A 25,356-nucleotide genomic window follows, 5' to 3' on the forward strand; every position below is an offset into this window, starting at 1 on the left:
TGGAATCAAGAGGAGGTTGTCATAGAAAATAGGACTGACTTTCCAAACGTAAGGTTCGGTTGGCTTTTCTATCATTAAGAAAGGATTTTCCGCGTACCTGGCCTCTATGGGGTTTGCTTGATCGTTATAAAAACTTATTAAAAAAACCTCAGAGTTTGATATACTCTGAGGCTATTGCCTTAAATCATGTCATTCCTTAATACTGGCTGCTCTATTAAGTGGAAGTTTACTACTCCATGTGCTTTAGTATTCGTTTGATATTGACGGTGAATATCGCCACCGGCCCTTGTACACGCAGAGTGATTTTCTTTTAACAATCAATGAAAATCACACTTTTCAGATGTGGCAGTGCCTGCGGCAAGTATCCATCGACCAGCGATTCGTGAGAAGTAACTACAAACTTTAACAGCTCACCTAGATTGAAAAGGGTTTTTCAGTGGTCTCATATGGAGGAGCGTCTTTTTTCGATTTGAAAAAAAGTCTCCGATCTTTATATAAGAAAATCATCGATAAGGTAAAAGCTAATAAATCAGAAAGAGGGAAGGCTAACCAAACCCCTGTGACACCGAAGAAATTTGGCAAGATCAAGACAAGCGGGATGAGGAATAAGACCTGCCGGGCCATCGATAAGATAAGTGCCGGCTTCGCCATTCCTAATGCTTGGTATAGACCGCCACTGACGACCTGAGCCCCGATTAACATCGCAAGGGCGAACATAATCCGGATGGCATAGGCTCCTGTTTCAATCGTTTCTTCATCTCCAGTGAAAATATTCATCAGACCTTCAGGGAATACCATCATAACTACGAAGATGCCGGTTGAAATCACAGTGACGACCTTCATGCCGAGCAATACCGTCTCTTTTAAGCGGCTATCATTGTTGGCTCCGTAGTTATACCCGATGATTGGCTGCATCCCTTGCAAAACACCGATCATAGGCATGATGGTAAACATCGCGAGTTTCTGTACGATTCCGAAGACCCCGACCTCAAATTCCCCACCGAACTTGATGAGCATCAAATTGATGGCGATCATCATGCCGCTTCCCGATACTTGACGGATGAAAGCAGGCATTCCGATGGTCAGGATTTCTTTGATCACGTTCCACTGTGGTTTTAGGTATGCTGCTTTGATGGTCAGAGAAGACCTTCCTTTAAGGAAATAATTCAATACTACGATGGTGACTGTTGCCTGGGAAAGGACAGTCGCAACGGAAGCCCCCTGGACGCCCATATTTAATCCGAAAATGAAAATCGGATCCAATATGATATTCAATACTGCGGGGATGATCATAGTCATCATTGCAAACTTCGAATTTCCTTCAGAGCGAATGATACTATTGGTCGTGAATGCGAAGGAGAAGAAGATGGAACCGAGCATGATCGGGAAAAGATAATCTGTTGCATAGGGCAGAATGTTTTCAGTCGCGCCGAACAGTTTTAATAAAGGCTCCAGGAACGTAAATGCACCGATTAAGCCGAAACTGCTGACGGCAACAATCATAAATAAGATATTTCCGAACACCTGGTTGGCTTCTTCTGGCTTATTTTCTCCTAGTCTTCTTGATATTACAGAAGCACCGCCGATGCCGACAGCTGCTGAAATCGCCATAATAATCATCATGACTGGAAATCCGATACTTACGCCTGATACCCCTAAAATCCCGACCCCTCGTGCGATGAATAATGTATCAATGACGTTATAGAGTGCCATCACGAACATGCCTATCATGGCAGGAATCGATAAATTAGCAAGCAGTTTCGGAATCGGTTGAGTACCTAAACGCTGACTCTGTTCTTTCATTTATTTTCTCTCCCTGATGTTATAGGCTTTAAATTCTGTTGCATTTTTTTCAGCCAGGAAACCATCACCTGTTGTTCTTCTGGTGACAAACCTGCCGTCGCTTCTTTTTCAATATCTTGAATGATGCTCAAGATCGTATCGTGTAATTCCAAGCCATTGTCCGTGAGTGTTATGATCTTGGTTCGTTTATCCTTGCTGCTGGACCTCTTGGTAATACGGTCATGTTTAGCCAGAGATTCAATCAGTCCGTTCATTGATGAAGCTTTAATATGAAGGTGATTTTGTAGTTCTGTCTGACTTTGGTCACCTCTGGATGCCAAAAAATAAATGACCTTGGCTTGCGAATGTGTTAATCCATATTCTCCCAATCGTTTGTTATATACATTTTGTAAAAAGTGCGAAACCATATGGATGTTGTATCCCAATGTATGGTCTATTTGTTCTTTCATAATTACTTAGCCTCCTAAACAAAGCTAAGTATAAAGGAGAATGATAGGGAAGTAAACCTAATTGTTTGGTCTATGACAGCCTTGTGAACAAATGAAGAAGAGCAGGGAATGTCATTTATTTTTATGCTGAAGACTCATTTTTTATTGTAAAATGAAGGAAAAGGATAAGGAGAGGGTCCAGGTGGAAAAAACAATGAGGTATCATAGGAAATCCTTTTATGGAGGCTTGTTTTTTATCAGTCTCTTGTTGATTGCGAACTTCCTTATGCAAAAGTCTGAGATAACAGGAACTGTCCAGGGGCCATTGGTTTGGGCGACAGTAATTGATCGCTCGTCACTTTCACTTTTGTATTGAGAAGACGACCATCGGTTTCTGTTTTTGCCCCATTGATGCTGCTTGGGGCCCTTTTCATACATTGGATCGTTCCTGATTATGCGAAAGAAGATTTAATGGTAATGAACTATTCTCTTGTAGCCATTGAAACTTTTTTTATAGTCTTCGAAATAAGTCTTCTTATTTTCTTCCTCAGGGAGTTCCCAAAATGGAAACAAAATTATAAAGAATGCCATAAAACTCACCCTCATTTATTAGCAAGAGTGCACGCAACAAATCAACGTACTTTTTCCCGTCAAAAGAAGTATAAAGCTTTTAACAAGTTGAGCAGTCTTCTGGCAGCAGATGCCGCTGCTGTACGTTTTGCATTATTTCCACATCTGGATAAAGTCCCCACAGGCAAGGAAAGTTTCAGTTATCATAAAAATAGTGAATATTTCGGTGTATTTCTGATGCTTGTCCATGCGATGCTCATTGAAATCATCGCGGTGCATGTCATTCTTATGCAATATAGCCACACTGCCGCCTGGGTCGCTACAACACTCGATTTCTATGCTCTTTTATTTTTGGTTGGAGATTATCAGGCGATTCGGAAGAACCCTCTCATCTTAGATGAATCTGCTGTCCATATTCAAAAAGGACTGCGCTTCCATATGACTATTCCTTTGGAGAAGATAAAAGGTATCCGTCCTTATCCTTCCGCTGAAAATCTGTGCGTGAAGGAGAAAGAAGCATTAAGCTTAACATTAGGAGGGCTTGAGCCTGTTCCCCCGACATTCATAATAGACCTGGAGTGGGAAATAGAAGCCTGTCTTTTTTTCGGTTTGAGAAGGAAAGTCAAAAGGGTTTATTTGACTGTAGACGAACGTGAACGGTTTTGGGAAGCAGCTACAAGCAAGTCCTTGGTTTCAATTTAAGCAAAATAGTCAATTATGATAAGAGGAAGGAAGGGATTACATGCCTCGATATCAGAGTGGTATTTTCATATATAATGGAAACAAAGAGGAAACACAGGTAGAAACCGCTCTTGGGCAGATACTGCCTATCCTTAGTAAGGAAGTCAAAGAGCTCAAAGTTATTCAGACGATGTCGCTGGAAGAACTGGATCAAGTGTGCCGCGAGTACGGACAGGAAGTGGATGTTCTATTCATTTTCGGTGGGGACGGGACTGTGCACGAATGTATTAATAGCATGGCTGAACTGGAAAAACGTCCAGTGATCGGCATCTTACCTGGTGGGACTTGTAATGATTTCAGCCGGGTGCTGGACACTCCTCAAAAATTGGACCAAGCAGCAAGAGCTGTTATTCAAGGAGAAGAGTTGCAAGTAGACGCAGGAAAAACCGATGAGCATTATTTTCTCAACTTTTGGGGAATTGGTCTAGTTACACAAACCTCCTCAAATATCGACGAAGATCAGAAAAATCGTCTAGGAGTGCTCAGTTATTTTATCAGTGCTCTTAAAACGATGAATCAGGCAAGACCTTTCAAGTTTTCGGTCTCTGTTGATGGTGAAGTCCTGGAAGGAGAAGCCGTTATGGTGCTAGTTACGAACGGCCAGGTCATTGGCACTAGGCGTCTGCCTGTCCCCTACATCGACCTTCAGGATGGTAAGTTCGATGTGTTGATTGTGAAAAATTCAAACTTGACGTTGTTTCGGGAGTTGATGACGATGGGCCGTTCTTCCGTCGATGACCGACAGTTCCAGGAACTTTACCATCGTCAGGGAGAAAGGATAAGCATCGATGTCGATCAATCACAAGAGGTGGATATGGATGGAGAGATCAAAGGCAATACCCCGGCTCACTTACAAGTCCTTCCAAGCCATTTCACTTTTTTAGGTGGCGGGCCACAAGCATTGCAGGCAGTGCCAAATGAGTGAAAAACTTTCATTTCAGGAATTTTGAAGGTTTAGGATGGTTTGACAGTAGAAATTTGTTAAACTTATACTATCTTTATCTATAAAAAAGGATGGGCGAACGTGATGAGCGAACAAGATTTATACCGCAAGAAGAAGCAAGACCCGTCGTTGAAGCTGTTTGTCGTATTGGCGAAAGCACAACGCACGATTGCAGATTTAGTGAAAGATGACATTCAAAGATACGAGCTGAACCCTACAGAATTCGGGGTTCTTGAACTTCTCTATCATGAAGGTGACCAGCCGCTGCAGAAAATCGGCGAAAAGATTCTCCTTGCTAGCGGAAGCATCACCTACGTGGTAGATAAACTGGAGAAGAAAAAATATTTGGAACGTGTGCCATGTCCGAACGATCGCAGAATTACATTTGCTTCAATTACGGAAAAAGGCCGCGAACTATTGAATAGTATTTTTCCTGATCATTGGAAACAGATTGAAAAGATTATGGACGGGCTTACGGATGAAGAAAAGAAAGAAGCGATTGAGCTTTTGAAGAAGTTAGGCAAATATGCAGATAACAAAAAAGAGTAGCCAATTTTCTGAAATTCCGTTATGATAAGAGCAATTCTAAAGACAAAGGAGGGTATGAAGATGTTACAGATGCACGTGCTTGATTACCAAATCAATTATGTACGCCGTGCGATTATTCATGATTCAGCTGTCAACGGGACACGTATGTCCAAAAAGCCAGGTGAATTATGAAAAACGTAACGTCTCATATCTGATTTATAGGACAGGAAGAAAAGTCAGAGGTAACGGGACCTCTGACTTTTTTGTGTCTTCAATTAGTCTTTAGGAGGAATTCAAATGATTATTACAATGAAAAACTTATATAAAATTGTCGGTGGGGAAGTATTGTTTGAAGCGCTGAATATGGAATGGAAAGAACAACAGCGAATTGGTCTTGTCGGCAGGAACGGAAGCGGGAAATCGACACTGTTCCGCATCATCACCAAAGAAGAGGCTATGGATGGTGGAGATCTATTCATCCAGAAGGGCATACGAATCGGTTATTTAAAGCAGATCCCTTCTCAATGGGAGGATACTGGTAAAGCTTTTCTCGAACTTGCTTTTAAAGAACTGCTGACATTAAGTCGAAGAATGAAGGCTCTTGAAAAAGAGATGCTCGTCCCGGAAAGAATGGAAAAAGCCATATTGGAATATGGGGAAATCCAAGAACGTTTCACTCAAGACGGTGGATATGAAATGGAGGCTTCCATCCGCCGTGTAGCCAATGGTTTGAATGTCCGACATCTATTGGAACAGCCTTTTTCAAAATTGAGTGGTGGAGAAAAGACTAAGCTGGGACTAGCTAAATTGCTGCTGGAAAACCCGGATGTCCTGCTGCTGGATGAACCGACGAACCATCTCGACCTTCGGGCTATTGAATGGCTGGAAGAATACTTGCAACAGTATAAGGGAACAATCTGCATCATTTCTCATGACCGTTCTTTTCTGGATCAGGTTGTCACAGAGGTCATGGATCTTGAATCAGGTGAACTCCATACCTATCAAGGTAACTATTCCTCGTTCGAGAAGCAGAAAGAAGAGAAGTTACTAGCGGAATTCCATCAATATGAAGAGCAGCAGAAGAAGATAAAGAAGATGAAGGAATCAATCCGGAGGCTGAGGCAATGGGCTAATGAAGCGACGCCGCCGAATCCGAAACTTTTCAAAAAAGCAAAAAGTATGGAGAAAGCTCTGGCAAGAATGGAGAAATTGGACCGTCCAGTCATTGACCCGAAGAAGATGCAATTATCACTTCAGTCTGAAGGCAGGACAGGGAAAGATGTCTTTCAAGTAGAGGGCTTAGGAAAAGCTTATGGAAGCACCTCCGTGCTAAAGGGTGTCGATTTACATGTTCGTTATCAAGAGCGTCTGGCAATTGTAGGGACAAATGGAAGCGGGAAATCAACATTGTTGAAAATACTATTGGGAATTGAAGAACCAGACACAGGAAGCATTAAACGGGCACCATCTCTTGAAGTTGGTTATCTTCCGCAAAACCCTCTTCAACATGTAGATCGTGAACAGCGGATGATTGATTACTTCAGAGACTACATTCGAGTAACCGAAGGAGAAGCTCGCCAACGTTTGGCCAGGTTCATGTTTTATGGGTACGATGTATTCCGGAAAATCCGCCACCTCAGTGGTGGTGAACAGATGAGGCTGAAATTAGCGGTATTCATGTACCAGGGAATACAGGTCCTTATCCTCGATGAGCCGACGAACCATCTGGATATCGAATCTCAAGAGGTGTTGGAAGAAGCCTTGAATCACTTCGAAGGGACGATTATCGGCGTCTCCCACGACCGTTACTTTCTCAATCAATGCTTTACAAGCACAGCCTACCTTATTGATGGAAAGCTAGATCGTCATATTGGAAATTATGATGAAACCAGGGAGCGTTGGATTGAAAGTTTTGAAAGACAGAGGGAACAATCATTGCCGAGCTCTGTGGCAAAAGAAGAACCATCAGCAAATAAGAATGCTGGAAGCGAAGGGTCTCTGGAAGATGAAATCGCCCGTTTAGAAAAGCAAGTGGTGGCCCTCGAGCAGCAGATGGAAGAAAACGGGGCCGTGAGGGATTTAGTTTCACTGCAATCTGAAAAAGAACAAGTAGAGGCGGAAGTGGAACGTTTATATGAAAGTTGGCTGGAAGAAGAATAAGGAGAAGGCAGCGGAAGAGAACCGCTGCCTTTTGTGGTCTTCTTCCTCCTGCAGGATAGTGGGACGTTCCAGAACGAACGCAAAATCTTGAAGCTTACGGAACTTGGATACTAGAAAATAGAGACGTGCTTATCAGGATTCTTTTTTTGTGTCTGGTAATAAGTGACAAGGTTATTTGTGTACGTAAAGAGATCAGGACATGAAATGGGCGTACCATTCAAGTCTTTCATAGTTTGAGTACAGTCATATTCGCTTTGACAAAGAAAGTAATCAAGCGCTTCTTTTTGTATTTTTAGCTGCTGGCGGAGTGTTTTGATTTTCAAAGATTGCCGTGCAAGGCTGATCGGTAAGGTGAAGTGTGGCTTTTTGTGTACGTGAAGCTCACAAAGCCGCTGGTAGATGGCTTTGGCTGTGTAAGGGTTTGGATCTGTTAAGTGATACGTTTTCCCACTGCTTTCAGGCAAATGGGCAAAATGAATCGTGGAAGCAATGACATAATCCAATGGCACTAAGTTCACTTTCGCTTCTCCTTTTCCGAAGTAAGGGAGGATAGGTGAATGTTTTAATACATCCAGCAAGTTCAATATAAAATACGGTCCGTCAAATTTAGCGGTTATCCCTGATTCTGTGTGCCCGACGACAATGCCGGGACGGATCACTGTTGTTGGTATGTGAGGCTGTACCTCTTTCACTAATCGCTCCGCTTCATATTTTGTGAATTCGTAATGGTTCTTGAATCCTTCAGTGTGTTGGAGGTCTTCTTCGCTGATGTGCCCTTCGCGTTTTCCTGACACATACGCGGTGCTGAAATAAATATACCGGTTTAAGTTCAGGCAATTTTCCACCCATCGATTCACTACACGTGTCCCCTGGACGTTTACTTTCCATGCAGCAGAGAGCGGAATTGCCAGGTCGTAGAGTGCTGCGAGGTGGAACACATGGGTGACGCTTTTCTGGAGATTCTGGGATAAGGATGGTTCGAGTCCCAATTGCAGCTCAGTGATATCTCCTTTGATCAGATGGACTTTTTCCAAATCGATTGAAGTGTATTTTTCCCACTCTTTTATTTGGTGGCGGGCGCGTTCTTCCATAGGCTCAAGGTATAGTAAGTAGATTTTCTCAATGTGGTGGGGCTGTTCGAAAAGCTCCTTGACTAATTCAGATGCCAAGTAACCAGGAAACCCGGTGAAAAGATAAATATTCTTCATATATTCGCCTCCCCTCCTATAAACTGATTCGCTCTCATGGGAAGGATTTCCTTTCAGTGGGTATTGAACTGTTTATATTTAGATATGTAGGGAAAAACAAGGAAAAGACATTCAAGGAGGTTGATTAGAGATGAAGGTGCTAGTCATTGGAGCGAATGGAAAAGTAGGTAAACATATCATCAATAAATTAAATGATTCAGAACACAAGCCTTATGCAATGGTCCGGGACACGGATCAAATTCCTCAGTTTGAAGAGCTCGGGGTGGCTACTGTATTAGGCGACCTTGAAAAAGACTTTGAGCATGCCTTCCATGGGAAAGACGCTGTGATCTTTGCAGCAGGCTCTGGTCCGCATACTGGTGCAGATAAAACAATCGTCATTGACCAGGAAGGGGCGATCAAAGCTGCTGATTTTGCTAAAGCAAATGGTGTGAAAAGATATATGATGTTAAGCTCAATCGGGGCTGACCGTCCAGAGCAGGCGCCTGATGATTTCAAGTATTATTTATATGCCAAACACCGTGCAGATGAATATGTGAAGAGTACAGAACTGGATTATACGATCGTGCGTCCTGGTGGTTTGACGAATGAAAAAGGTATAGGCAAAGTGGACCTTCAGAAGCGAACCGAGCATGGCGAAATACCTAGGGAAGATGTTGCGGCCACTCTGGTCCATTTGCTGTCCGTAAATGAATCCGTGCATGAGAGTTATGACTTGATTAGTGGTGAAAAGCCATTAAATAAGCTTTTCTCAGATTGAGATTGAAGGGGGGACCTCCCCTTTACATAGAAATTCATACACTTTATTATGAAAATGAGTTTTTGGGTATGTGTGATGAAATCGGGTCATTTGAATCATGGAAATAAGAAACAAGGAGGGGGATCATTGACGAACTCGAACGTAATTGTTTATACAAGCAATCATTGCAGCAATTGTGAGAAGGTGAAGACACAATTAGGAGAATGGGACGTAAATTTTGAAGAACGTAATGTTTCTGATAATCGAGAGTACTTCAGGGAATTGCAAGGGTTGAGAGTATATGGTACACCTGCCACTTTTATAGAGGAAGAGAAGATTCTCGGGTTTCAGGAACAGAAAATGAAGCGTGCTTTAGGAATAAAGGGAGAAGAACGTTTTTTCAATCCAGACTCCATCGATTTTTATTGAACAAGTGATGGGTGAATCACTTGTGTTTTTAAAGCCCGGGAAATAGTAAAAGAAGGTATGCCCGAGATGCTCTTGTGCGTTTGTGCCGGGAAGTTCCGATGCGTGTGGTGTTTTCTTGGGGGCGGTTGAATCTCAATCACTTTTTTCGTCATTTTACATAGGCTGAAGTAAATACGTTAAAGGTGGAACACACTTATGTACCCATATTATCCTTATTGGAATGGATGGTACCGTTACCCTGCCAACCCTGCCTACGATCAGACAACTTATCAGCAGATGTACCCGAATCCACAAGCGAACGTCATGGGTTATGACGGCTACTCGAATGGAATGTATGCTTATCAGTACCCTTATATGAATAGTTACAACTATCCAGGTTATACTGAGACCGGTAATCCTAATCAGACGAATCCCAACGCGTCATTTAATGTTGGCTCGATTCCCAAAGGTGTAATGAATTACTTTCAGGATGAAGAAGGGCAAATGGATTTCGACAAAATGATGTCGACCACGGGGCAAGTTATGAAGACGTTTAAACAAGTGAGTCCTCTAGTCAAGGGGATCGGTACTTTTGTCAAAGGAATCAAGTAACGCGCGCTATTTGGTATAGCGCGCCTTTTCTATAGTATTTTCTGGTGTGCTATAATGTTTCGTAAGGCGAAATAATAATGTGCGGAGGAAGAGAAGCATGAGTATTGGATGTTTATGTATACATGGATATACAGGAAGCCCGGAAGAAGTACAACCTCTCGTCGATTTCCTTGAGGCGCGGACGGATTGGGAAATCGCTAATCCTACCTTACCTGGCCATGGGGAGAAGCTCGACCTCGAAGGGCATTATTATCAAGAATGGATTGCTACGGCAGAACTCGCTTTGCTGGATTTGATGAAAAGGCATGAGAAAATCTATGTCATCGGATTTTCCATGGGAGGTATGATAGCAGCTTACTTAACTGCGAAATATCACTTGGATCGAATTGTCCTTCTCTCAGCAGCAGGAAAATATGTGAGCTTGCCGCAGATGTACAAAGATGTATTGGAAATGTTAGGGGACGCTTTTAATGGAGCGCTTGCATCTAATGAATTGTTTACCAGATATCAGAAGAAGCTGAAGGATACCTATCTGTTTTCTACATTTGAGTTTATGAAATGTGTGCAATTCACGAGACCTTACCTGAAAGACGTAAGATGTCCTGTATTGATCATCCAGGGCGAGTTAGACGGTATGGTACCGAAAGAAGCTGCCTTATACTTAGAGAAAGAAATTCCATCAAAAGAAAAAGAGTTGGTTTTTTTGAAAAAATCCAAACACTTGATTTGTCATGGGGATGACAAAGAAGAACTTTTTGAAGAAGTGCTTGATTTCGTAAGACAGCCATAGGGGGAGGAAGTTAATGGAGATCAAGGATGGCAGAGCACCTGTCCAGACGCCATTTTATTATGGGTGGGTCATTGTCGCTATTGCGGGATTAAGTGTTTTTTTCTCAGGTCCCGGACAAACCTATTCCGTTTCAATTTTCATTGATTACTACATAGAAGACTTCGGCTATTCGAGGTCTTTGGTTTCAGGGATTTACTCTGGAGCTACATTGATGGCAGGGATTACTTTATTCATGATGGGGCGGCTCATTGACCGGTTCGGTCAGCGGAAGATGATGGTCGTGGTCGGCGGTTTTTTAGCATTGGCCTTATTTTGGAACGCTTTTTTGCTTGGTCCGATTATGATGTTTCTCGGCTTCTTCATGATCCGGTTGTTCGGTCAAGGGTCGATGACATTGATTCCGAACACCCTCGTGCCCCAATGGTTCATTAGGAAAAGAGGGCGGGCGCTCAGCGTCATGGCGGTTGGTGGTTTCGCCAGTTCTGCTCTATTGCCTCCTTTAAATACATGGCTCATAGAAGCCTTCGGTTGGAGGATGACATGGGGGGTATGGGGGGTCGGTCTGCTTGTGATTTTTGTCCCGCTGGCTGTTTTCTTTATCCGGAATCAACCGAAAGATATCGGAGAGGTCCCCGATGGCACACCGAAGCCTGTTAAAGGACAAATGAAAAACCCGAATATAGAGGTGAATGAAAAAAGCTGGACATTGAAAGAGGCTATGGCGACGAAGGCCTTCTGGTTCATCCTTTTTTGTGTGATCGTTCCAGCTTTGGTCAATACCGCTATTACTTTCCACATTGTTTCCATTATGGATTTACGCGGACTGGATACAGGAGTAGCTGCTATGGTGCTGACCTTAATGGCGGTCATCGGCTTCCCGGTTACTTTCGTGAGCGGCTATCTTGTCGACCGCTTTCAAGTCCATTACATATTGGCCATCACTTTTTTTGGTCATATTTTCACGCTTGTCATTTTGTTATTTACAAATACATGGTGGCTGGCCGTAGCTTTCGGTATATTCTGGGGTTTTGTCAACGGTTTCGAACGGATTGTGTTGAACATTGTCTGGCCGAACTACTTTGGACGTGAACACTTAGGCAGTATCAAAGGTCTGGCACAAACAGTCATGGTTGTTGGATCAGCCCTTGGTCCTTTGCCGTTTGGTATCTTTTACGATTGGCTTGGTGGATATCAAGAAGTGATCCTCCTGACCATTCTGTTTCCGGTCACGGCCGGAATTTTGGCACTTCTTTCACCACAGCCGGAATATGAAGATTATCATGCATAAATAAAAACGGCAGCGGTGTAATAATCTGCTGCCGTTTTATTTTTATCTGAGGAAATATGAAATACCTTCCTGTGACTATCCAGTGCTTATCATCAATCCTTGAAGAAGGCTATGACAAGACCGCCTTCACCGGCGTAGGTAGAAATAAGTGGTCCCATCTCCATGAACAGGCTTTTTTTGAAGTTATAACGATCTGTGATTTTGTTCAAAACAGACTGCCCCCGTTCTTTATCATTGCAGTGGGAAAGTGCTATCGCGCGATCCTCGAATTGATCGGTGTACTCTCCAATTTGATCGACAAAGCGTCGTAGCGATTTCTTGTTACCTCGAACTTTCTCCGTAACTTCGATAGACCCTTCTTCACTAGCTCTCATCAAGAGTTTGATATTCAATGTTTTGGCAATGGTTCCTTTGACTCTATCCAAACGCCCGCCTTTAATCACGTTTTCTAATGTTTTCAAGATGAAGAGGGTCGTTGTTTTTTCGATTCTTTCTTCCATGTGGGAGACGAGGCTGTCAAAATCAGCCCCTTCGTTCATCTTATCAGCGGCTTCATTGACGAGAAGAGCAATACCGCAAGAAGCTGTTTTTGTGTTTAATACGGCAATCTTGCGTGCTGGTTCTTCCTCGAGAAGCATGTCTTTACCCATAACTGCACTTTCGTATGTGCTGCTCAATCCCTGAGTCAAAGCAAGTACAAGAATTTCATCTTCTGGATGCACTTCTTTGAACTTTTCATAAAAATCGTTAGGGCTCGGGGAAGAGGAACGTGGTAATTCTTCCGAGCTTTTCAATTTATCATAAAATGTAGCAAGGTCTGTTTCGCCTGTTTTATATTGTTCATCCCCGAAGTGTAAGTTCAAGGGAACGTATTTAATGTCGTGTTGCTCCATCATCCCCTGGGGCAGGTCGCCGCCACCATCAATAATCAGTTGGATTGTCATTTGTTCACCTGCTCTCAAATTATCGTGGTTCTCTTAAATCTGCCATTATTATAACAAACTTTACAAGTCATCCGTCCTTGGAATCATGTGTGAGTTTCGGTTTCACCTTTTTCATTGTACTGAAAATGAACATCATCAGACCGAAGATCACGATGGATCCGCCAAGCCATTGTGACCATGAGATGGTTTCGTGCAATATCCAGAATGCTAATAGCGAGGCACCGATCGGTTCTAATAAAACAGCCATTGAAATCGTTGACGCACTCAGCCACTTCAATGTCCAGTTGAATAAGGAGTGACCGAAAAATGTCGGTATGATGGCGAGGGCTGTGAAAATCAACCATTGGTTTCCTGAATACCCAGTAAATGAATATCCGAGCACTGCATTGTAGAGGAGTAAAGTAACAGCAGCCATCCCGTAAGCGATGAATGTGTAGGTCATCAAAGAGAGACGTTGGCGTAAATTTTGACCTAAAAGGAAATACCCAGTAACCATGATTGCTCCAAGTAAGGCAAGAGCATCACCCAGTAAGGCAAGGCCACTGATTTGAAAATCGCCCCAGCCGATGATTGTACTACCTACGAGTGTAATCGCAAGGCTTAATATTGCACCTACAGTGAAACGTTCACGGAAGAAGATGTAGGTACCCAGAAAGGCGAATACCGGCTGCAAAGAAACAAGGACAACAGAACTTGCTACAGTCGTATAAGATAAAGATTGAAACCATAAAATAAAATGAAAGGCTAAGAATATGCCGGAAAATATTGCGAGGAACCAATCTTTTCGTTGAATTTGTTTTATTTCGTCAATATGTTTCCATAATACATAAGGAGCCATAATGACGACTGCCAGCGTCAGCCGGTAAAAGGCGACCATTGAAGCAGGCACATCTCCGGCAAGCTTGACGAAAATCGCTGATGTTGAGATCGATAAGACCCCAATGAACAAAATAATATATGGATGGATCGGAGGCTTTCCCAAGCTAATCCTCCTCTGGTATACGTACGTTTTCACTCATTTTATCATTATTACGTTTGAAAAGCATAGCGGAAATGTGTAGAATTAACTATGTTATATATGTTATGATGAATGAATCTATCAGGCAGATACCAGAGAAGCCTCTCCCGTTTCCTGTGGCAGAAGGCTTTTTTCATATGTATATAGGTAGAAGATTTAAAAATAAAGGAGTATGAAATTACTGTGACAACATTTCAATCACTAGGATTATCAAAACCTATCCTAAAATCATTAGACACCATGGGTTTTGAAGAAACCACACCAATACAAGAACAAACGATCCCTCTAGGACTAGAAGGGAAGGACGTCATTGGCCAGGCCCAAACAGGTACAGGGAAGACGGCTGCATTCGGTATTCCGATGCTCGAAAAAATCGATAAACAAGTGAAGGCCGTTCAAGGTCTTGTCATCGCCCCGACAAGGGAACTGGCTATTCAAGTAGCTGAAGAAATGAACCGTCTGGGTAAAGGAAAAGGCGTTCGCTGCCTGCCGATTTATGGCGGGTCTAACATGGAACGTCAAATCCGTGCACTTAAGAGCAACGATATTGTCGTAGCAACCCCTGGGCGTTTGCTTGACCACATTCGTCGTAAAACGATCAAATTGCAAGATGTTCATACCGCTGTATTAGACGAAGCGGATGAAATGCTGAACATGGGATTCATCGAGGATATCCGTGATATCTTGAAAGCACTGCCGGAAGAGCGCCAAACATTGCTTTTCTCTGCAACAATGCCGAAACAGATCCGTGATATCGCTACAACATTGATGAAAAACCCTGAAGAAGTAAAAGTGAAAGCGAAAGAAATGACAGTCGAAAACATCGAGCAGTTCTTTGTGGAAATTCCTGAAAAGCACAAGTTCGATACATTGACGCGTCTTCTTGATATTCACGACCCTGCGTTAGCGATCGTATTCGGTCGTACAAAACGCCGTGTGGATGAAGTCGCTGACGGGTTACAAGCCCGTGGCTTCAGTGCAGAAGGTATTCACGGAGACTTGACTCAAGGTAAGCGTATGAGCACGTTGAACAAATTCAAACGTGGCCGTATCGAAATCCTTGTAGCGACAGACGTAGCCGCACGTGGCTTGGATATCTCTGAAGTTTCACACGTGTATAACTTCGACATCCCGCAAGACCCGGAAAGTTATGTACACCGAATTGGCCGTACAGGACGTGCGGGTCGTAAAGGTGAATCGATCTCTTTTGTTACCCCACGTGAAAAAGATCAGCTTATGTTGATTGAAAAACTGACGAAGAAGAAAGTAGAACGCCTGAAAGTTCCTTCTTCTGAAGAAGCAGCACGCGGTCAACAAAAAGTCGCTGTTGAGAAGTTGACAGAAATGGTTCAGAACAACGACTTGAAGAACTACAAACAAGCAGCGAATGAGTTGCTTGAGCAGCATGAATCTACAGATCTTATTGCAGCAGCATTGAAGATGATGACGAAGGAACGCAGTGAAGTGCCTGTACGTTTATCCTCCGTTCAACCGATCAGCGTTAAAGGTGCGCAGCGCGATAAAGGCAACAAAAAAGGCGGCTACCGCGGAGGCGGCGGCAAACGCAACTTCAATAGCAAAAATAAATCCCGTAACCGTAACTTCAATGGTAAAGGCGGTAAGCGCGGGTACCAAAATAAAGGTCGCAGCTAAACAAGCGACAAAAAAACGATCAGACCCAGTTAGGGCTCTGATCGTTTTTTTTATGGTCCAATGAAGGATAAACGTCAAAAAAGACGAGCTCACTGAAGAACAACTTTTTGAGTTATGCACCAAATAGAGAAGCCGAATTGGACGATTTCACCGTCCAATTCGGCTTCTTTAATATTTTGATGAAACATTTGGGCTCTTACTCCTCCATGAGCTTCTCTGGGAACTTCTCTTTCATGCCTTCCTGTACTGTGTAAATCGTCTTGCTTGAGCGGTTGCGTAGCATTTCTTCTGGAGAATAAGGGTTATAGCGATTTTTTTATAATCAAAGAAAATCACTCTTTTCAGATGGGCCGCTATTGATTCCACAATGAGCGTTCGGTGGTGACGCCTGCGGGAACAGCACGAGCCGAAGATCCACTTGGTCAAGGGATCTTCTTGACCAAGTCAGCTGAGGCCGTGCCCGCGGCAAGCATCCACCGACAAGCGATTCGTGAGAAGCAACAACAAATTTTAACAGCTCCTCTAGAGTGAAGAGTTTTTTAGTGGCCTCTCGTGTGATAGAGTTTTTGGAACGTCAAAACCGGTTAATAAGAGCGAACAGTGCAAGAAATAATATAATACCCCATAATATATATTTGCCTGTGCTTTTCCCAGGTAACTTTCTTTTCTTCCACCGGGTGGGATTGAAAGAAATTTCATTGTTCCCCCGATTAGAATGCCGTGTGCGTACTTGCCAAAGGGAAAAAGGGCGAGCATTTCTCAAAATAGGAGGGGCGATTGCAAAGCCGCCAATCAAACCGAATAAATGCCCAAGCACATTGATGTTCGGGCGAGCGAACGTCATGAATAATCCTAAGGCGAAAATAACGAGAATGATTTGGGAATTGGCCTGGTCAATCAGGTGTTTTCGAAAAAGGACCATAAACACATACACCCCAAAGATGCCAAAAATCGCTCCTGATGCTCCGAGATGGGCATAGTAAGCATCGGGATTTACAATAAATGTTCCGATGTTTCCGGCAATCCCTGCAAACAGGTACATAAGGATGAACTTGCCTTTGCCGAGCATCTGTTCCAGGGCTGGGCCGAACAAAACGAGTGAGAAAGAATTGAAGAGGGCGTGTGTGAAATCAGCATGCAAGAAAATCGGAGTCACAAGACGCCAGTACTCCCCGTTTAGAATGAACAAGTTCACACCCATCCCCCATGCCTTTAAATCCTGGGCGATGCCGATTTGCAGGAAATCCATGAGAATCCATAATGCAAAGTGAAGCCCGACGAGGAACGAAACGACCGGGTAAAATTTTAAGAACTCTTTAAAGTTTTCTGTACGTACAAACATAGTGTCCGTCTCCTTTATAAATGTCGGGTGCTAGCCCTTACTACATCTTACACATAATTGAGCATTTCATATTCGCTTTCTTATCACAAATGTAGTCCATTAGTCTTTCGGGTATTCTTTTTTTATCATAAAGGTTATCGGGTATACTTAGAATAGCTTGTAATGAAAAGGGAGATGTATCTTGATCAAAGGAATCGGTGTCGACATTATTGAATTGGATCGTATTAAACAAAGTATAAAGCGAAACCCTCGTTTTGTTCAACGAATACTAACAGAAGGGGAGCACCTGAGGTATAAAGCATCGGGGGGAGGCCGACAAGTGGAATTCCTGGCCGGCCGTTTTGCAGCAAAAGAGGCATTTGCTAAAGCGACAGGAACAGGGCTCGGAAAACTCGGGTTCCATGATGTTGAAGTATTGTCAAATGAGAGAGGTGCGCCTGTGATGACAGCAACAGGCTACGAATCATGGAAGGTTTGGGTATCGATCAGCCACAGTAAGGACCATGCCATTGCTCAGGTAGTTTTAGAAGAGAGATAGAGAGGAACAGGAAAGACATAATTACATAGGTTGTCTCATAACATTGTAATGCGGGTAGGAGGGAACGAATTGGATATTGTTACCGCACAAGAAATGTACGAACGGGATCGAGTGACCGTGGAAGCCGTTGGATTAGAAGGGAAAATGTTGATGGAAAATGCAGGACGTGCTGTCACACAAGACATGCTGCGTCACATTTCACCGCAACATAAAATTGTCATTTTGATCGGTGCTGGCAACAACGGTGGTGATGGCTTCGTAATTGCCAGGACATTAATGAATCTTAATTATGATGTCGAGGCCTGGCAAGTCGTGCCAGATGGAAAAATCACCGGAGATGCAAAAGCTCACAAAGAGATTTTCCTCGCTTCTGGTCATCCTTTGAAAATGTATTCTCATTCGTCGGAGGACTTGGAATCTTCTCTTTGTCACGCTGATGTCTGCATTGATGCCATGCTTGGCATTGGAGCTGATGGGCGATTAAGAGAACCGTTAGCTGATATTGTCTATCTTTGCAACGAGCAAGCTATTCTGCGGTTGGCTGTAGATGTACCGACTGGGGTACCGGCAGATGAAGGAGTGGAAAAGTTCGATGCTTTTCATGCTCATTTTACTACAATCATTGAAGCTCCCAAGCTGAGTGCCTTTCTCCAACACGCCAAGCCTTTTTACGGGGAGTGGTCGGTTGTTGAAATCGGCCTGCCTAAGGAAAAGCTTCCAAATTACAGCCGTCGATTGTGGGGAGTCCAAGATGTCAAGCGTACATTACCTGAACGTGATGCGCATTCCCATAAAGGGACGCACGGAAAAGGGTTGTTTGTCGGCGGATCGCTCTTCATGCCTGGTTCTGTTGCCATGTCTGCTAGGGCTGCTTTGAGGAGTGGTGCTGGTCTAGTAGCTATTGCTACGGATGAGCAGGCGATTCCGTCTATCTCCCCATATGTCCAGGAAGCCACTTTCGTGGAATTGAAAGAAGGAGGACAGGCAGTCAGCGGATATGATGCGGTGGCTGTAGGGATGGGGTTGGGTCGTCGTCCATACTGCGGAAAAGTTGTAAAACAATTGATGCAGGGGGCTGATGGGCCCTTGCTGATCGATGCGGATGGACTGCATCTTCTTAAAGATTCTTTAGACGAATTGAAAAGAAGAACAGCTCCGACAGTGTTGACACCTCACCCTGGAGAGTTTGCCCATTTGACAGGTCTTACGGTCCCTGAAGTTTTGCAATCCCCTTTTGCTTACAGCCGTGAGTTCGCTGAACGTTATGGTGCTTATATCGTTTTGAAAGGCCCCTCTACAATCATTACTGCTCCTGATGGAGAACAACGGGTGGACCGTTCTGGTAATGCGGGGCTGGCAAAAGGCGGGAGTGGAGATGTGCTCTCAGGAATCTTGCTTTCTATGATCATGCAGAGCAATGGTTTGATGGATGCTCTCAGTAATGGTTGTGTTCTACACGGCTATACTGCTGAATTGTTGGTGGAGGCCGGACACTCGAAGGTTGACCTACTCGCCTCTGACGTCATCGAAGGTTTATCCCGGACCTTTCGTACATTATCTTCTTAAATCCAGATCATTACGTTCCCTTTGTCCTTAAGTAGAGACAAAGGAGTTGAGTCTTATGCAAAGACGTTTTCTGATCTTATTGTTCAGCCTGTTCGTCTTAGGTGCTTTAACCGCTTGCGGCTCACAGTCGAAAGAAGATGTCGTTAAGAAACTGGAAAAACAGTCCGAAGAAATGGCCGGCTATAAGACAGAGGCCAATATGAAGATGAAAACGGGCAAGGAGGAGCAGAAGTATCATATTCAAGTATGGCATAAAAAGGATGACTTCTATCGCGTAAAACTGCATAACGATCAGGATGAAAAAGGGAGTCAGATCATCTTGAAAAACGATAGCGGCGTCTATGTGCTGACACCGGCTTTGAATAAAAGCTTTAAATTCCAAAGCGAGTGGCCGCAAAATACTAGCCAGCCTTATTTATACGCTTCGCTTCTGAACGATATCAAAGCAGATGCAGATGCAGAGTTCAGTGCCTCAGAAAACTATTATGTATTCAAGACGAAGACCAACTATCAGAACAACAAAACTCTTCCTTTCCAAGAAATCTATTTTGATAAGAAGTCCTACCAGCCAGTCATGGTCAAAGTGTTCGATCAGGATATGAATGCACTTGTCGAAGTCCAATTCGCCAACTTTGCGAAGGATGCTTCATTGAAGAAAGAAGACTTTGATGTAGATAAGAATATGGCTATGGCTCCGACAGAAGCCCCTGCATCTAATATGGAAGGGGAAGAATTAGAAGAGGTATTATATCCACAGGAAACATTTGGAGCGGAACTTGCTGAAGAACGTGAAGTTAAAACAGAGGAAGGCAAGCGTGTAATCATGACATACGCAGGTGATAAAGGTTTCACTCTGGTCCAGGAAAAAGCGGAAGTTCAAGCAGCCAGTGCTCAGTATTCAGTACAGGTGAATGGGGACCCAGTCCAGCTGGCTGATGGAGTCATCGGGGCTATGGAACATAACCGCCTTGAATGGAACCAAAATGGAACGACTTATCAACTTGCGAGTAATGAATTGACACAAGACGAGATGGTTTCAGTTGCCAGCTCGATCAACAATGGAACAATGACCAAATAACATGGAAGGAGCAGGCTTAACGGTCTGCTTTATTTTCTTTCATTGCCACCTCTCCCTTTCGTTTCCTTCTATTTGACAGCGCTGGCTTCTCATTCAATAATAAGAGGATATTGTTGGAGAGAGAGGAGCGGGCATTTTGTCACTTGATACTTTTTATAGAGATTCATTCGTTGAAGTGGATTTATCTGCAATTCAATATAACATACACCAACTGCAGCAGCGTCTCGATCAGAAGACAGGGGTTTATGCTGTCGTCAAAGCCGATGCGTATGGGCACGGAGACATTCAAGTGGCGCATGCAGCGCTTGAAGCTGGTGCTGGTGGGCTCGCTGTCGCTCTATTGGATGAAGCAATCAAATTGCGGCACGCAGGCATCGATGCTCCTATTCTAGTTATGGGTTGGACCCGGCCAAAGGATGCCGTTGTTGCTGCAGAGCATGAGATCGCCGTTACGGTCTTTCAAGAAGAGTGGTTGAAAGAGGCGGGTCTCCTTTCTTTCTCGAAATCTTTGAAGATTCACCTTAAGCTGGACACGGGTATGGGAAGAATCGGTATTCGTTCCGTAGCTGAAATGGAGCGGACCCTTTCTTATATGAGAGAAAAAAACTTTTTTTCACTGGAAGCGTTATTTACTCATTTTGCAACAGCTGATGAGGAAGGACTTGATTATTTCGCAACCCAGGAAAAACGATGGAACGAATTGTTTTCCCATTTTAAAAGGATTTGGCCGGAAAATGTCGAAGTTCATACGAGTAACAGTGCGGCAAGTATGAGGTATCCGGGAAGACTGGATCACTATGTGCGCTTTGGAATCAGCATGTATGGACTGTACCCATCCTCTGTCGTAAAAAAGGAGCGGCCGATCGATTTACAGCCTGCCTTTTCTTTGCACAGTCAACTCATTCATGTGAAGCGGCTGGAGCCGGGAGAATCGATCAGTTACGGAGCGACTTACCGTACCGGGGAATATGAGTGGATTGGAACCATTCCGCTCGGTTATGCCGACGGCTGGATCAGGAGACTACAAGGTATGGATGTTCTTGTCGACGGAAAGAGGCAGCCGATTGTCGGAAGAATTTGCATGGATCAATTCATGATTCGGCTGGATCAGGAATATCCTATAGGGACAAAGGTTACCTTAATAGGTAAACAAGGGGAACAAGAAATCTCAGCTGATGAAGTGGCAGATCAATTGGAGACCATCAATTATGAAATTCCTTGTATGATCAGTAACAGGGTGCCGAGGGTATTTCTGAAGGATGGAAAAACCATCGATATCAAAAACTCTCTGTGACAGGGCTGCTTCCGGTTCGGACAATTCTCCCTATGTAAGGATAGAAGGTTACACAATTCACGAAAAAATTCCAACACTCCTTTGCAATGGACACTCCCGTTTGATAAGATTAGAGTGGACTAATTGACTGGTTTCTTTTGAGAGAAGATGGTGGAGGTGTATGGTTTTGTCCGATAGCATGCAGGAGATTGTCATCCGGATTCCGGATAACCTACTCAATGAAGTGGATGGCTTCATTCAACTCGATAACAGTGATCGGAGCGATTTCATGTGTCAAGCAACGAAAATGTATTTGCGTGAAAAGAAACAACGCCATATTAGAGAATCCATGCGTAGAGGCTACATGGAAATGGCGAAAATCAACCTAAACATCGCTTCAGAAGCGTTTCAAGCTGAAGAGGAGGCAGAACACACCCTGGAGCAATTAGTGAGCGGGGTGTGAAGCCAGTGATAGTCAAACGAGGTGACGTTTATTTCGCTGATTTGTCCCCGGTCGTGGGATCAGAACAAGGCGGGGTTCGTCCTGTACTCATTCTTCAAAATGATATTGGTAATCGTTTTAGCCCTACTGTAATCGTTGCGGCGATTACTGCGCAAATACAAAAAGCAAAACTCCCTACACACGTTGAAATTAATGCAGAAAAATATGGGTTCGAACGAAACTCTGTGATCCTATTGGAACAAATCAGAACGATTGATAAACAGCGTTTGACCGACAAGATCACCCAACTTGATGAACCTATGATGCAGCAAGTGAACAAAGCCTTGCAAATCAGTCTGGGTTTAATCGATTTTTGATCTGAATCGTTACCTATTGATAATGAAGTTACCTGGAAGCAGGTAACTTTATTTTTTTTTATAAAACTAGTTTATAATAGAAATGACAAGGGAAAATTTGCCCCTATGTTTTTTTGGACCTTATCGGTATAATAACTCGTTGAAATCTGATAACATTATATTCAAATATCATTTAGGGCGATAACTTAGAAGGGCAATTAGGCGGAGGTTTAGATAATGGATGAGAAATTGAAAAATGCAGTACTTGAACATAGCGATGACATTGTAAAAATGTGGTTAGAGGAAGTCAACACCCATAAGAAGAATGATTATACATCGACGATTTCTGATGAAATGTTTGAAAGCACGAATCGTGAGTTTGTCAATGTCATATTTTCGAGCATTGAGAAACGCGGACTATCTACGGATTTAGATGATTTCTCAGAGCGTTTGATCAACTTAGGGTGGCCATTAAGTTATTTGACAGATGGCATGCAGGTTTTCCGTCGGGTTGTGACTGACTTCATCTTGAAACAATCAGACAAGATCGATTCAGACTATTTCTCAGAAGTCCTTAGAGAAGTAGATGGATGGGTGGATCCGATCATCAATCAATTGGTCAATGAGTACTCAGGCAGCTGGGAACATATCGTTTCCCTGCAAAGGGTGGCATTGCAAGAACTCTCAGCGCCTTTGATTCCGGTGATGGAAAATATCACAATCATGCCGTTGATTGGTACAATTGATACGGAGAGAGCAAAACTGATAATGGAAAACCTCCTCGATGGTGTCATCAAGCATAATGCGGAAGTAGTGCTTATTGATATCACCGGTGTGCCTGTAGTAGATACGATGGTTGCTCATCATATCATTCAGGCAGCTGAAGCAGTAAGGTTAGTTGGGTCCCGGTGTATTTTAGTAGGAATCCGTCCTGAAATCGCTCAAACCATCGTGAACCTCGGTATCGACTTAGGGAAATTCCCTACGAAAAGTTCGTTACGCAAAGGATTCCAGACTGCGCTTGAGCTGACGAATCGCAAAATTGAAGAAACACAAAATAACGACGAGGATATCGAACAATTGATTGATTCGCTAGATAGGGAGTGAGACCAGTGAGAATACCTATTCTTAAGCTTCATAATTATTTACTGATTTCCATCCAGATCGACTTGGATGATCAGACAGCCATCCAGTTCCAAGAAGACTTATTGAGCAAAATCCATGAAAGTGGATCTACAGGTGTCGTCATCGACTTAACATCGGTTGATATCATCGACTCGTTCATTGCCAAAGTATTAGGCGATGTCGTTACGATGTCAGATTTGATGGGGGCAAAGGTCGTCTTGACTGGGATCCAGCCTGCTGTAGCGATGACTTTAATTGATTTGGGCATTCATCTCCAGGATGTTCCTACAGCATTAGATTTAGAACAAGGGTTGATCAAACTTCGCCAGGAATTGGAGGAGTGAGTATGGACTTTCAATCCTGTGTCAATATAAAAAAGGAGTGGGACATTGTCGGGGCAAGACAACTTGGACGGGACATTTCAAGGAAAATCGGTTTCGGAACTGTTGATCAAGCCAGAATCGCCACTACTATATCAGAGCTAGCAAGGAACATTTATTTATATGCTGGGACAGGTAAAGTCTGTTTTGAGCAACTGGAAGATATGAATAAAAAAGGGATCAGAATCGTGGCAATCGACAACGGCCCAGGAATCAAAGACATCAGCCAGGTAATGGAGGATGGCTTCACGACATCAGGTGGCTTGGGAGCCGGACTCCCCGGCGTCAAACGATTAATGGATGAATTTGATATTGTTTCAGAAGATGGTGAAGGTACAGAAATAAGAGTTGTAAAATGGCTCCGGTAAAGGAGGTATAAATGTTGAGTACATTAAAACTTGATTTGGAAAATTATAAAGAGCTTTTACAGGAGTATATTAAGACGAAAGATGAGCAAGCTCTCTATCAAGCAGAGCAATTCAGCAAATATTCTATGCAGCAGAATATTTCCCCTGAAGAAATCATTAATGTCCACATTCAATCCTTACAGGAGATATACCCGGACATGCCTGAATATATTCAATCATCAATGAGTTTTCTGCTGGAAACCATGATTTCTTATGGTTTAGCTTATCAGGAATATCAGGCACTGAGGGAGAAACAGCTAGAGCTGAAATCAGAGATCTCTGTAGCTGCGAATATGCAGAAAACACTATTATCCACTGTGAAACCTGACCTTGCAGAGGTGGACGTGGGTGCATTAAGTGTGCCGGCCAAGCAAATGAACGGTGACTATCACCACTTCGTCCACGATGGGAAAGGAAGCCTCGGAATTGCAGTCGCTGATGTCATCGGTAAAGGGGTGCCTGCTGCACTTTGTATGTCGATGATCAAATATTCGATGGACAGTTTTCCTGAGAGGCGGACAGATCCTAGTGTCATTCTCGAGAGTTTGAACCGGGTAGTTGAACGGAACGTAGACTCAAGTATGTTCATCACTATGTTTTATGGGCTGTATAATTCTAATGACCACACCTTCACTTATTCATCAGCAGGTCATGAGCCGGGTTTTTATTATCATAAAGATCGTGATGAATTTGAGGAAATCGATGTTCCGGGATTAGTTCTTGGTGTGTCACCTGAGATCACATACACACAGTTTGAGAAAAAAGTTGAAAAGGGTGACATGATCATTCTGTTAACGGATGGAGTGACGGAGTGCAGGCAAGGGGAGCGATTTATTGAACAAGAAGAAATCCTCCATGTCATCAAACAATACTCCCATCTCCCTGCTCAAGGGATTGTCGATCATGTTTATAAACATTTTGAGCGTCTCCAGGACTTTCACCTTCGCGACGACTTCACTCTGATTATTTTACGGAGGAATGTTTAAGCGAATTTAGATAAGGGTATTTAAAATTTG

The 25,356-nt window shown here is 43.4% G+C and carries 29 protein-coding genes; 23 read left to right on the top strand and 6 right to left on the bottom strand.

The features are described 5' to 3' along the window. Positions 1-414 precede the first annotated feature (414 nt). The gene (locus tag ACTWPX_RS18685; RefSeq protein ID WP_443121036.1) at positions 415-1,803 is read right to left on the bottom strand and encodes an MATE family efflux transporter; all 1,389 of its coding nucleotides are present in this window, start codon (positions 1,801-1,803) and stop codon (positions 415-417) included. Beyond that, the gene (locus ACTWPX_RS18690) at positions 1,800-2,252 is read right to left on the bottom strand and encodes a MarR family winged helix-turn-helix transcriptional regulator (protein ID WP_443121037.1); all 453 of its coding nucleotides are present in this window, start codon (positions 2,250-2,252) and stop codon (positions 1,800-1,802) included. The genes ACTWPX_RS18685 and ACTWPX_RS18690 overlap by 4 nt, the downstream gene beginning before the upstream one ends. 181 nt (positions 2,253-2,433) lie before the next feature. Here ACTWPX_RS18690 and ACTWPX_RS18695 point away from each other — a divergent pair, with 181 nt between their 5' ends. From ACTWPX_RS18695 to abc-f, 6 genes are all read left to right on the top strand, one after another. Further along, positions 2,434-2,607: a hypothetical protein gene (locus ACTWPX_RS18695; RefSeq protein ID WP_443121038.1), complete on the top strand. Its 174-nt coding sequence runs from the start codon at positions 2,434-2,436 to the stop codon at positions 2,605-2,607. 101 nt (positions 2,608-2,708) lie between these two features. Then, a complete protein-coding gene (locus tag ACTWPX_RS18700) occupies positions 2,709-3,503 on the top strand; it encodes a hypothetical protein (RefSeq protein WP_443121039.1) in 795 nt (264 codons plus the stop codon). A 40-nt stretch (positions 3,504-3,543) separates the two neighbouring features. Then, entirely contained in the window at positions 3,544-4,467 is a 924-nt protein-coding gene (locus ACTWPX_RS18705) for a YegS/Rv2252/BmrU family lipid kinase (protein WP_443121040.1), read from the top strand. Positions 4,468-4,569: 102 nt separating this feature from the next. Continuing rightward, positions 4,570-5,034, top strand: coding sequence for a MarR family winged helix-turn-helix transcriptional regulator (locus tag ACTWPX_RS18710; RefSeq protein ID WP_128524747.1), 465 nt, complete (start codon positions 4,570-4,572; stop codon positions 5,032-5,034). 60 nt (positions 5,035-5,094) lie between these two features. Next, complete coding sequence (locus ACTWPX_RS18715; RefSeq protein ID WP_443121041.1) at positions 5,095-5,205, top strand: RAxF-45 family protein; 111 nt, start codon at positions 5,095-5,097, stop codon at positions 5,203-5,205. Positions 5,206-5,322: 117 nt separating this feature from the next. Further along, the gene (gene abc-f, locus ACTWPX_RS18720) at positions 5,323-7,173 is read left to right on the top strand and encodes a ribosomal protection-like ABC-F family protein (protein WP_443121060.1); all 1,851 of its coding nucleotides are present in this window, start codon (positions 5,323-5,325) and stop codon (positions 7,171-7,173) included. A gap of 110 nt (positions 7,174-7,283) precedes the next feature. Here the strand turns inward: abc-f and ACTWPX_RS18725 are convergent, their stop codons facing one another. After that, the gene (locus ACTWPX_RS18725) at positions 7,284-8,381 is read right to left on the bottom strand and encodes an SDR family oxidoreductase (RefSeq protein ID WP_443121042.1); all 1,098 of its coding nucleotides are present in this window, start codon (positions 8,379-8,381) and stop codon (positions 7,284-7,286) included. Between the two features lie 130 nt (positions 8,382-8,511). On the opposite strand from ACTWPX_RS18725, the gene ACTWPX_RS18730 reads away from it, so the two are divergent. The 5 genes from ACTWPX_RS18730 (at position 8,512) to ACTWPX_RS18750 (ending at position 12,218) form a co-directional block, all read left to right on the top strand. Continuing rightward, positions 8,512-9,141 (top strand): SDR family oxidoreductase, encoded by a 630-nt coding sequence (locus ACTWPX_RS18730; protein ID WP_128524744.1) that lies wholly within the window; start codon positions 8,512-8,514, stop codon positions 9,139-9,141. A gap of 126 nt (positions 9,142-9,267) precedes the next feature. Then, positions 9,268-9,549, top strand: coding sequence for a glutaredoxin family protein (locus tag ACTWPX_RS18735; protein ID WP_443121043.1), 282 nt, complete (start codon positions 9,268-9,270; stop codon positions 9,547-9,549). 195 nt (positions 9,550-9,744) lie between these two features. Next, complete coding sequence (locus ACTWPX_RS18740; RefSeq protein WP_443121044.1) at positions 9,745-10,140, top strand: YppG family protein; 396 nt, start codon at positions 9,745-9,747, stop codon at positions 10,138-10,140. Positions 10,141-10,237: 97 nt separating this feature from the next. Further along, positions 10,238-10,930, top strand: a complete 693-nt coding sequence (locus tag ACTWPX_RS18745; RefSeq protein ID WP_281976213.1) for an alpha/beta hydrolase — start codon at positions 10,238-10,240, stop codon at positions 10,928-10,930. 13 nt (positions 10,931-10,943) lie between these two features. Beyond that, the gene (locus ACTWPX_RS18750) at positions 10,944-12,218 is read left to right on the top strand and encodes an MFS transporter (protein ID WP_443121045.1); all 1,275 of its coding nucleotides are present in this window, start codon (positions 10,944-10,946) and stop codon (positions 12,216-12,218) included. A gap of 92 nt (positions 12,219-12,310) precedes the next feature. Here the strand turns inward: ACTWPX_RS18750 and ACTWPX_RS18755 are convergent, their stop codons facing one another. Together ACTWPX_RS18755 and ACTWPX_RS18760 are read right to left on the bottom strand one after the other, a co-directional pair. After that, positions 12,311-13,162, bottom strand: coding sequence for a DegV family protein (locus tag ACTWPX_RS18755; protein WP_443121046.1), 852 nt, complete (start codon positions 13,160-13,162; stop codon positions 12,311-12,313). Between the two features lie 67 nt (positions 13,163-13,229). Continuing rightward, complete coding sequence (locus ACTWPX_RS18760) at positions 13,230-14,144, bottom strand: DMT family transporter (protein ID WP_443121047.1); 915 nt, start codon at positions 14,142-14,144, stop codon at positions 13,230-13,232. Positions 14,145-14,363: 219 nt separating this feature from the next. Between ACTWPX_RS18760 and ACTWPX_RS18765 the strand changes: the two genes are divergently transcribed. Next, the gene (locus tag ACTWPX_RS18765; RefSeq protein WP_443121048.1) at positions 14,364-15,833 is read left to right on the top strand and encodes a DEAD/DEAH box helicase; all 1,470 of its coding nucleotides are present in this window, start codon (positions 14,364-14,366) and stop codon (positions 15,831-15,833) included. Between the two features lie 378 nt (positions 15,834-16,211). After that, positions 16,212-16,364, top strand: coding sequence for a hypothetical protein (locus tag ACTWPX_RS18770; RefSeq protein ID WP_443121049.1), 153 nt, complete (start codon positions 16,212-16,214; stop codon positions 16,362-16,364). Between the two features lie 43 nt (positions 16,365-16,407). Here the strand turns inward: ACTWPX_RS18770 and ACTWPX_RS18775 are convergent, their stop codons facing one another. Then, positions 16,408-17,175 (bottom strand): rhomboid family intramembrane serine protease, encoded by a 768-nt coding sequence (locus ACTWPX_RS18775; protein WP_281976216.1) that lies wholly within the window; start codon positions 17,173-17,175, stop codon positions 16,408-16,410. Positions 17,176-17,356: 181 nt separating this feature from the next. On the opposite strand from ACTWPX_RS18775, the gene acpS reads away from it, so the two are divergent. From acpS to ACTWPX_RS18825, 10 genes are all read left to right on the top strand, one after another. After that, entirely contained in the window at positions 17,357-17,713 is a 357-nt protein-coding gene (gene acpS, locus ACTWPX_RS18780; protein ID WP_443121050.1) for a holo-ACP synthase, read from the top strand. A 69-nt stretch (positions 17,714-17,782) separates the two neighbouring features. After that, the gene (locus ACTWPX_RS18785) at positions 17,783-19,279 is read left to right on the top strand and encodes an NAD(P)H-hydrate dehydratase (RefSeq protein WP_443121051.1); all 1,497 of its coding nucleotides are present in this window, start codon (positions 17,783-17,785) and stop codon (positions 19,277-19,279) included. A 55-nt stretch (positions 19,280-19,334) separates the two neighbouring features. Continuing rightward, entirely contained in the window at positions 19,335-20,357 is a 1,023-nt protein-coding gene (locus ACTWPX_RS18790; protein ID WP_443121052.1) for a LolA family protein, read from the top strand. 136 nt (positions 20,358-20,493) lie between these two features. After that, complete coding sequence (gene alr / locus ACTWPX_RS18795) at positions 20,494-21,651, top strand: alanine racemase (protein WP_443121053.1); 1,158 nt, start codon at positions 20,494-20,496, stop codon at positions 21,649-21,651. A 160-nt stretch (positions 21,652-21,811) separates the two neighbouring features. Further along, complete coding sequence (locus ACTWPX_RS18800) at positions 21,812-22,093, top strand: CopG family ribbon-helix-helix protein (protein WP_027956786.1); 282 nt, start codon at positions 21,812-21,814, stop codon at positions 22,091-22,093. A gap of 5 nt (positions 22,094-22,098) precedes the next feature. Beyond that, entirely contained in the window at positions 22,099-22,449 is a 351-nt protein-coding gene (locus tag ACTWPX_RS18805) for a type II toxin-antitoxin system PemK/MazF family toxin (protein WP_035549815.1), read from the top strand. 216 nt (positions 22,450-22,665) lie between these two features. Further along, positions 22,666-23,535 carry an RsbT co-antagonist protein RsbRA gene (locus ACTWPX_RS18810; protein WP_128524732.1) on the top strand — a complete coding sequence of 290 codons (870 nt, stop codon included), beginning with the start codon at positions 22,666-22,668 and terminating at the stop codon, positions 23,533-23,535. Positions 23,536-23,540: 5 nt separating this feature from the next. After that, positions 23,541-23,897, top strand: a complete 357-nt coding sequence (locus ACTWPX_RS18815) for an STAS domain-containing protein (protein ID WP_082235564.1) — start codon at positions 23,541-23,543, stop codon at positions 23,895-23,897. A 2-nt stretch (positions 23,898-23,899) separates the two neighbouring features. Continuing rightward, on the top strand, positions 23,900-24,301 hold the full coding sequence (locus tag ACTWPX_RS18820) for an anti-sigma regulatory factor (protein ID WP_128524731.1): 402 nt from the start codon (positions 23,900-23,902) through the stop codon (positions 24,299-24,301). Positions 24,302-24,315: 14 nt separating this feature from the next. Further along, positions 24,316-25,326: a PP2C family protein-serine/threonine phosphatase gene (locus ACTWPX_RS18825; protein WP_443121054.1), complete on the top strand. Its 1,011-nt coding sequence runs from the start codon at positions 24,316-24,318 to the stop codon at positions 25,324-25,326. The last annotated feature ends 30 nt before the right edge of the window (positions 25,327-25,356 follow it).

Source organism: Halobacillus sp. H74 (assembly GCF_052246715.1).
Lineage (GTDB): Bacteria > Bacillota > Bacilli > Bacillales > Halobacillaceae > Halobacillus > Halobacillus litoralis_A.

What these genes read in the sequence shown, in the direction of transcription:
- ACTWPX_RS18685 (WP_443121036.1), bottom strand. Translation starts at nt 1,803, where the DNA reads ATGAAAGAACAGAGTCAGCGTTTAGGTACTCAACCGATTCCGAAACTG.
- ACTWPX_RS18690 (WP_443121037.1), bottom strand. Translation starts at nt 2,252, where the DNA reads ATGAAAGAACAAATAGACCATACATTGGGATACAACATCCATATGGTT.
- ACTWPX_RS18700 (WP_443121039.1), top strand. Translation starts at nt 2,709, where the DNA reads ATGAACTATTCTCTTGTAGCCATTGAAACTTTTTTTATAGTCTTCGAA.
- ACTWPX_RS18705 (WP_443121040.1), top strand. Translation starts at nt 3,544, where the DNA reads ATGCCTCGATATCAGAGTGGTATTTTCATATATAATGGAAACAAAGAG.
- ACTWPX_RS18710 (WP_128524747.1), top strand. Translation starts at nt 4,570, where the DNA reads ATGAGCGAACAAGATTTATACCGCAAGAAGAAGCAAGACCCGTCGTTG.
- ACTWPX_RS18715 (WP_443121041.1), top strand. Translation starts at nt 5,095, where the DNA reads ATGTTACAGATGCACGTGCTTGATTACCAAATCAATTATGTACGCCGT.
- abc-f (WP_443121060.1), top strand. Translation starts at nt 5,323, where the DNA reads ATGAAAAACTTATATAAAATTGTCGGTGGGGAAGTATTGTTTGAAGCG.
- ACTWPX_RS18725 (WP_443121042.1), bottom strand. Translation starts at nt 8,381, where the DNA reads ATGAAGAATATTTATCTTTTCACCGGGTTTCCTGGTTACTTGGCATCT.
- ACTWPX_RS18730 (WP_128524744.1), top strand. Translation starts at nt 8,512, where the DNA reads ATGAAGGTGCTAGTCATTGGAGCGAATGGAAAAGTAGGTAAACATATC.
- ACTWPX_RS18740 (WP_443121044.1), top strand. Translation starts at nt 9,745, where the DNA reads ATGTACCCATATTATCCTTATTGGAATGGATGGTACCGTTACCCTGCC.
- ACTWPX_RS18745 (WP_281976213.1), top strand. Translation starts at nt 10,238, where the DNA reads ATGAGTATTGGATGTTTATGTATACATGGATATACAGGAAGCCCGGAA.
- ACTWPX_RS18750 (WP_443121045.1), top strand. Translation starts at nt 10,944, where the DNA reads ATGGAGATCAAGGATGGCAGAGCACCTGTCCAGACGCCATTTTATTAT.
- ACTWPX_RS18755 (WP_443121046.1), bottom strand. Translation starts at nt 13,162, where the DNA reads ATGACAATCCAACTGATTATTGATGGTGGCGGCGACCTGCCCCAGGGG.
- ACTWPX_RS18775 (WP_281976216.1), bottom strand. Translation starts at nt 17,175, where the DNA reads ATGTTTGTACGTACAGAAAACTTTAAAGAGTTCTTAAAATTTTACCCG.
- ACTWPX_RS18790 (WP_443121052.1), top strand. Translation starts at nt 19,335, where the DNA reads ATGCAAAGACGTTTTCTGATCTTATTGTTCAGCCTGTTCGTCTTAGGT.
- ACTWPX_RS18800 (WP_027956786.1), top strand. Translation starts at nt 21,812, where the DNA reads ATGGTTTTGTCCGATAGCATGCAGGAGATTGTCATCCGGATTCCGGAT.
- ACTWPX_RS18810 (WP_128524732.1), top strand. Translation starts at nt 22,666, where the DNA reads ATGGATGAGAAATTGAAAAATGCAGTACTTGAACATAGCGATGACATT.
- ACTWPX_RS18820 (WP_128524731.1), top strand. Translation starts at nt 23,900, where the DNA reads ATGGACTTTCAATCCTGTGTCAATATAAAAAAGGAGTGGGACATTGTC.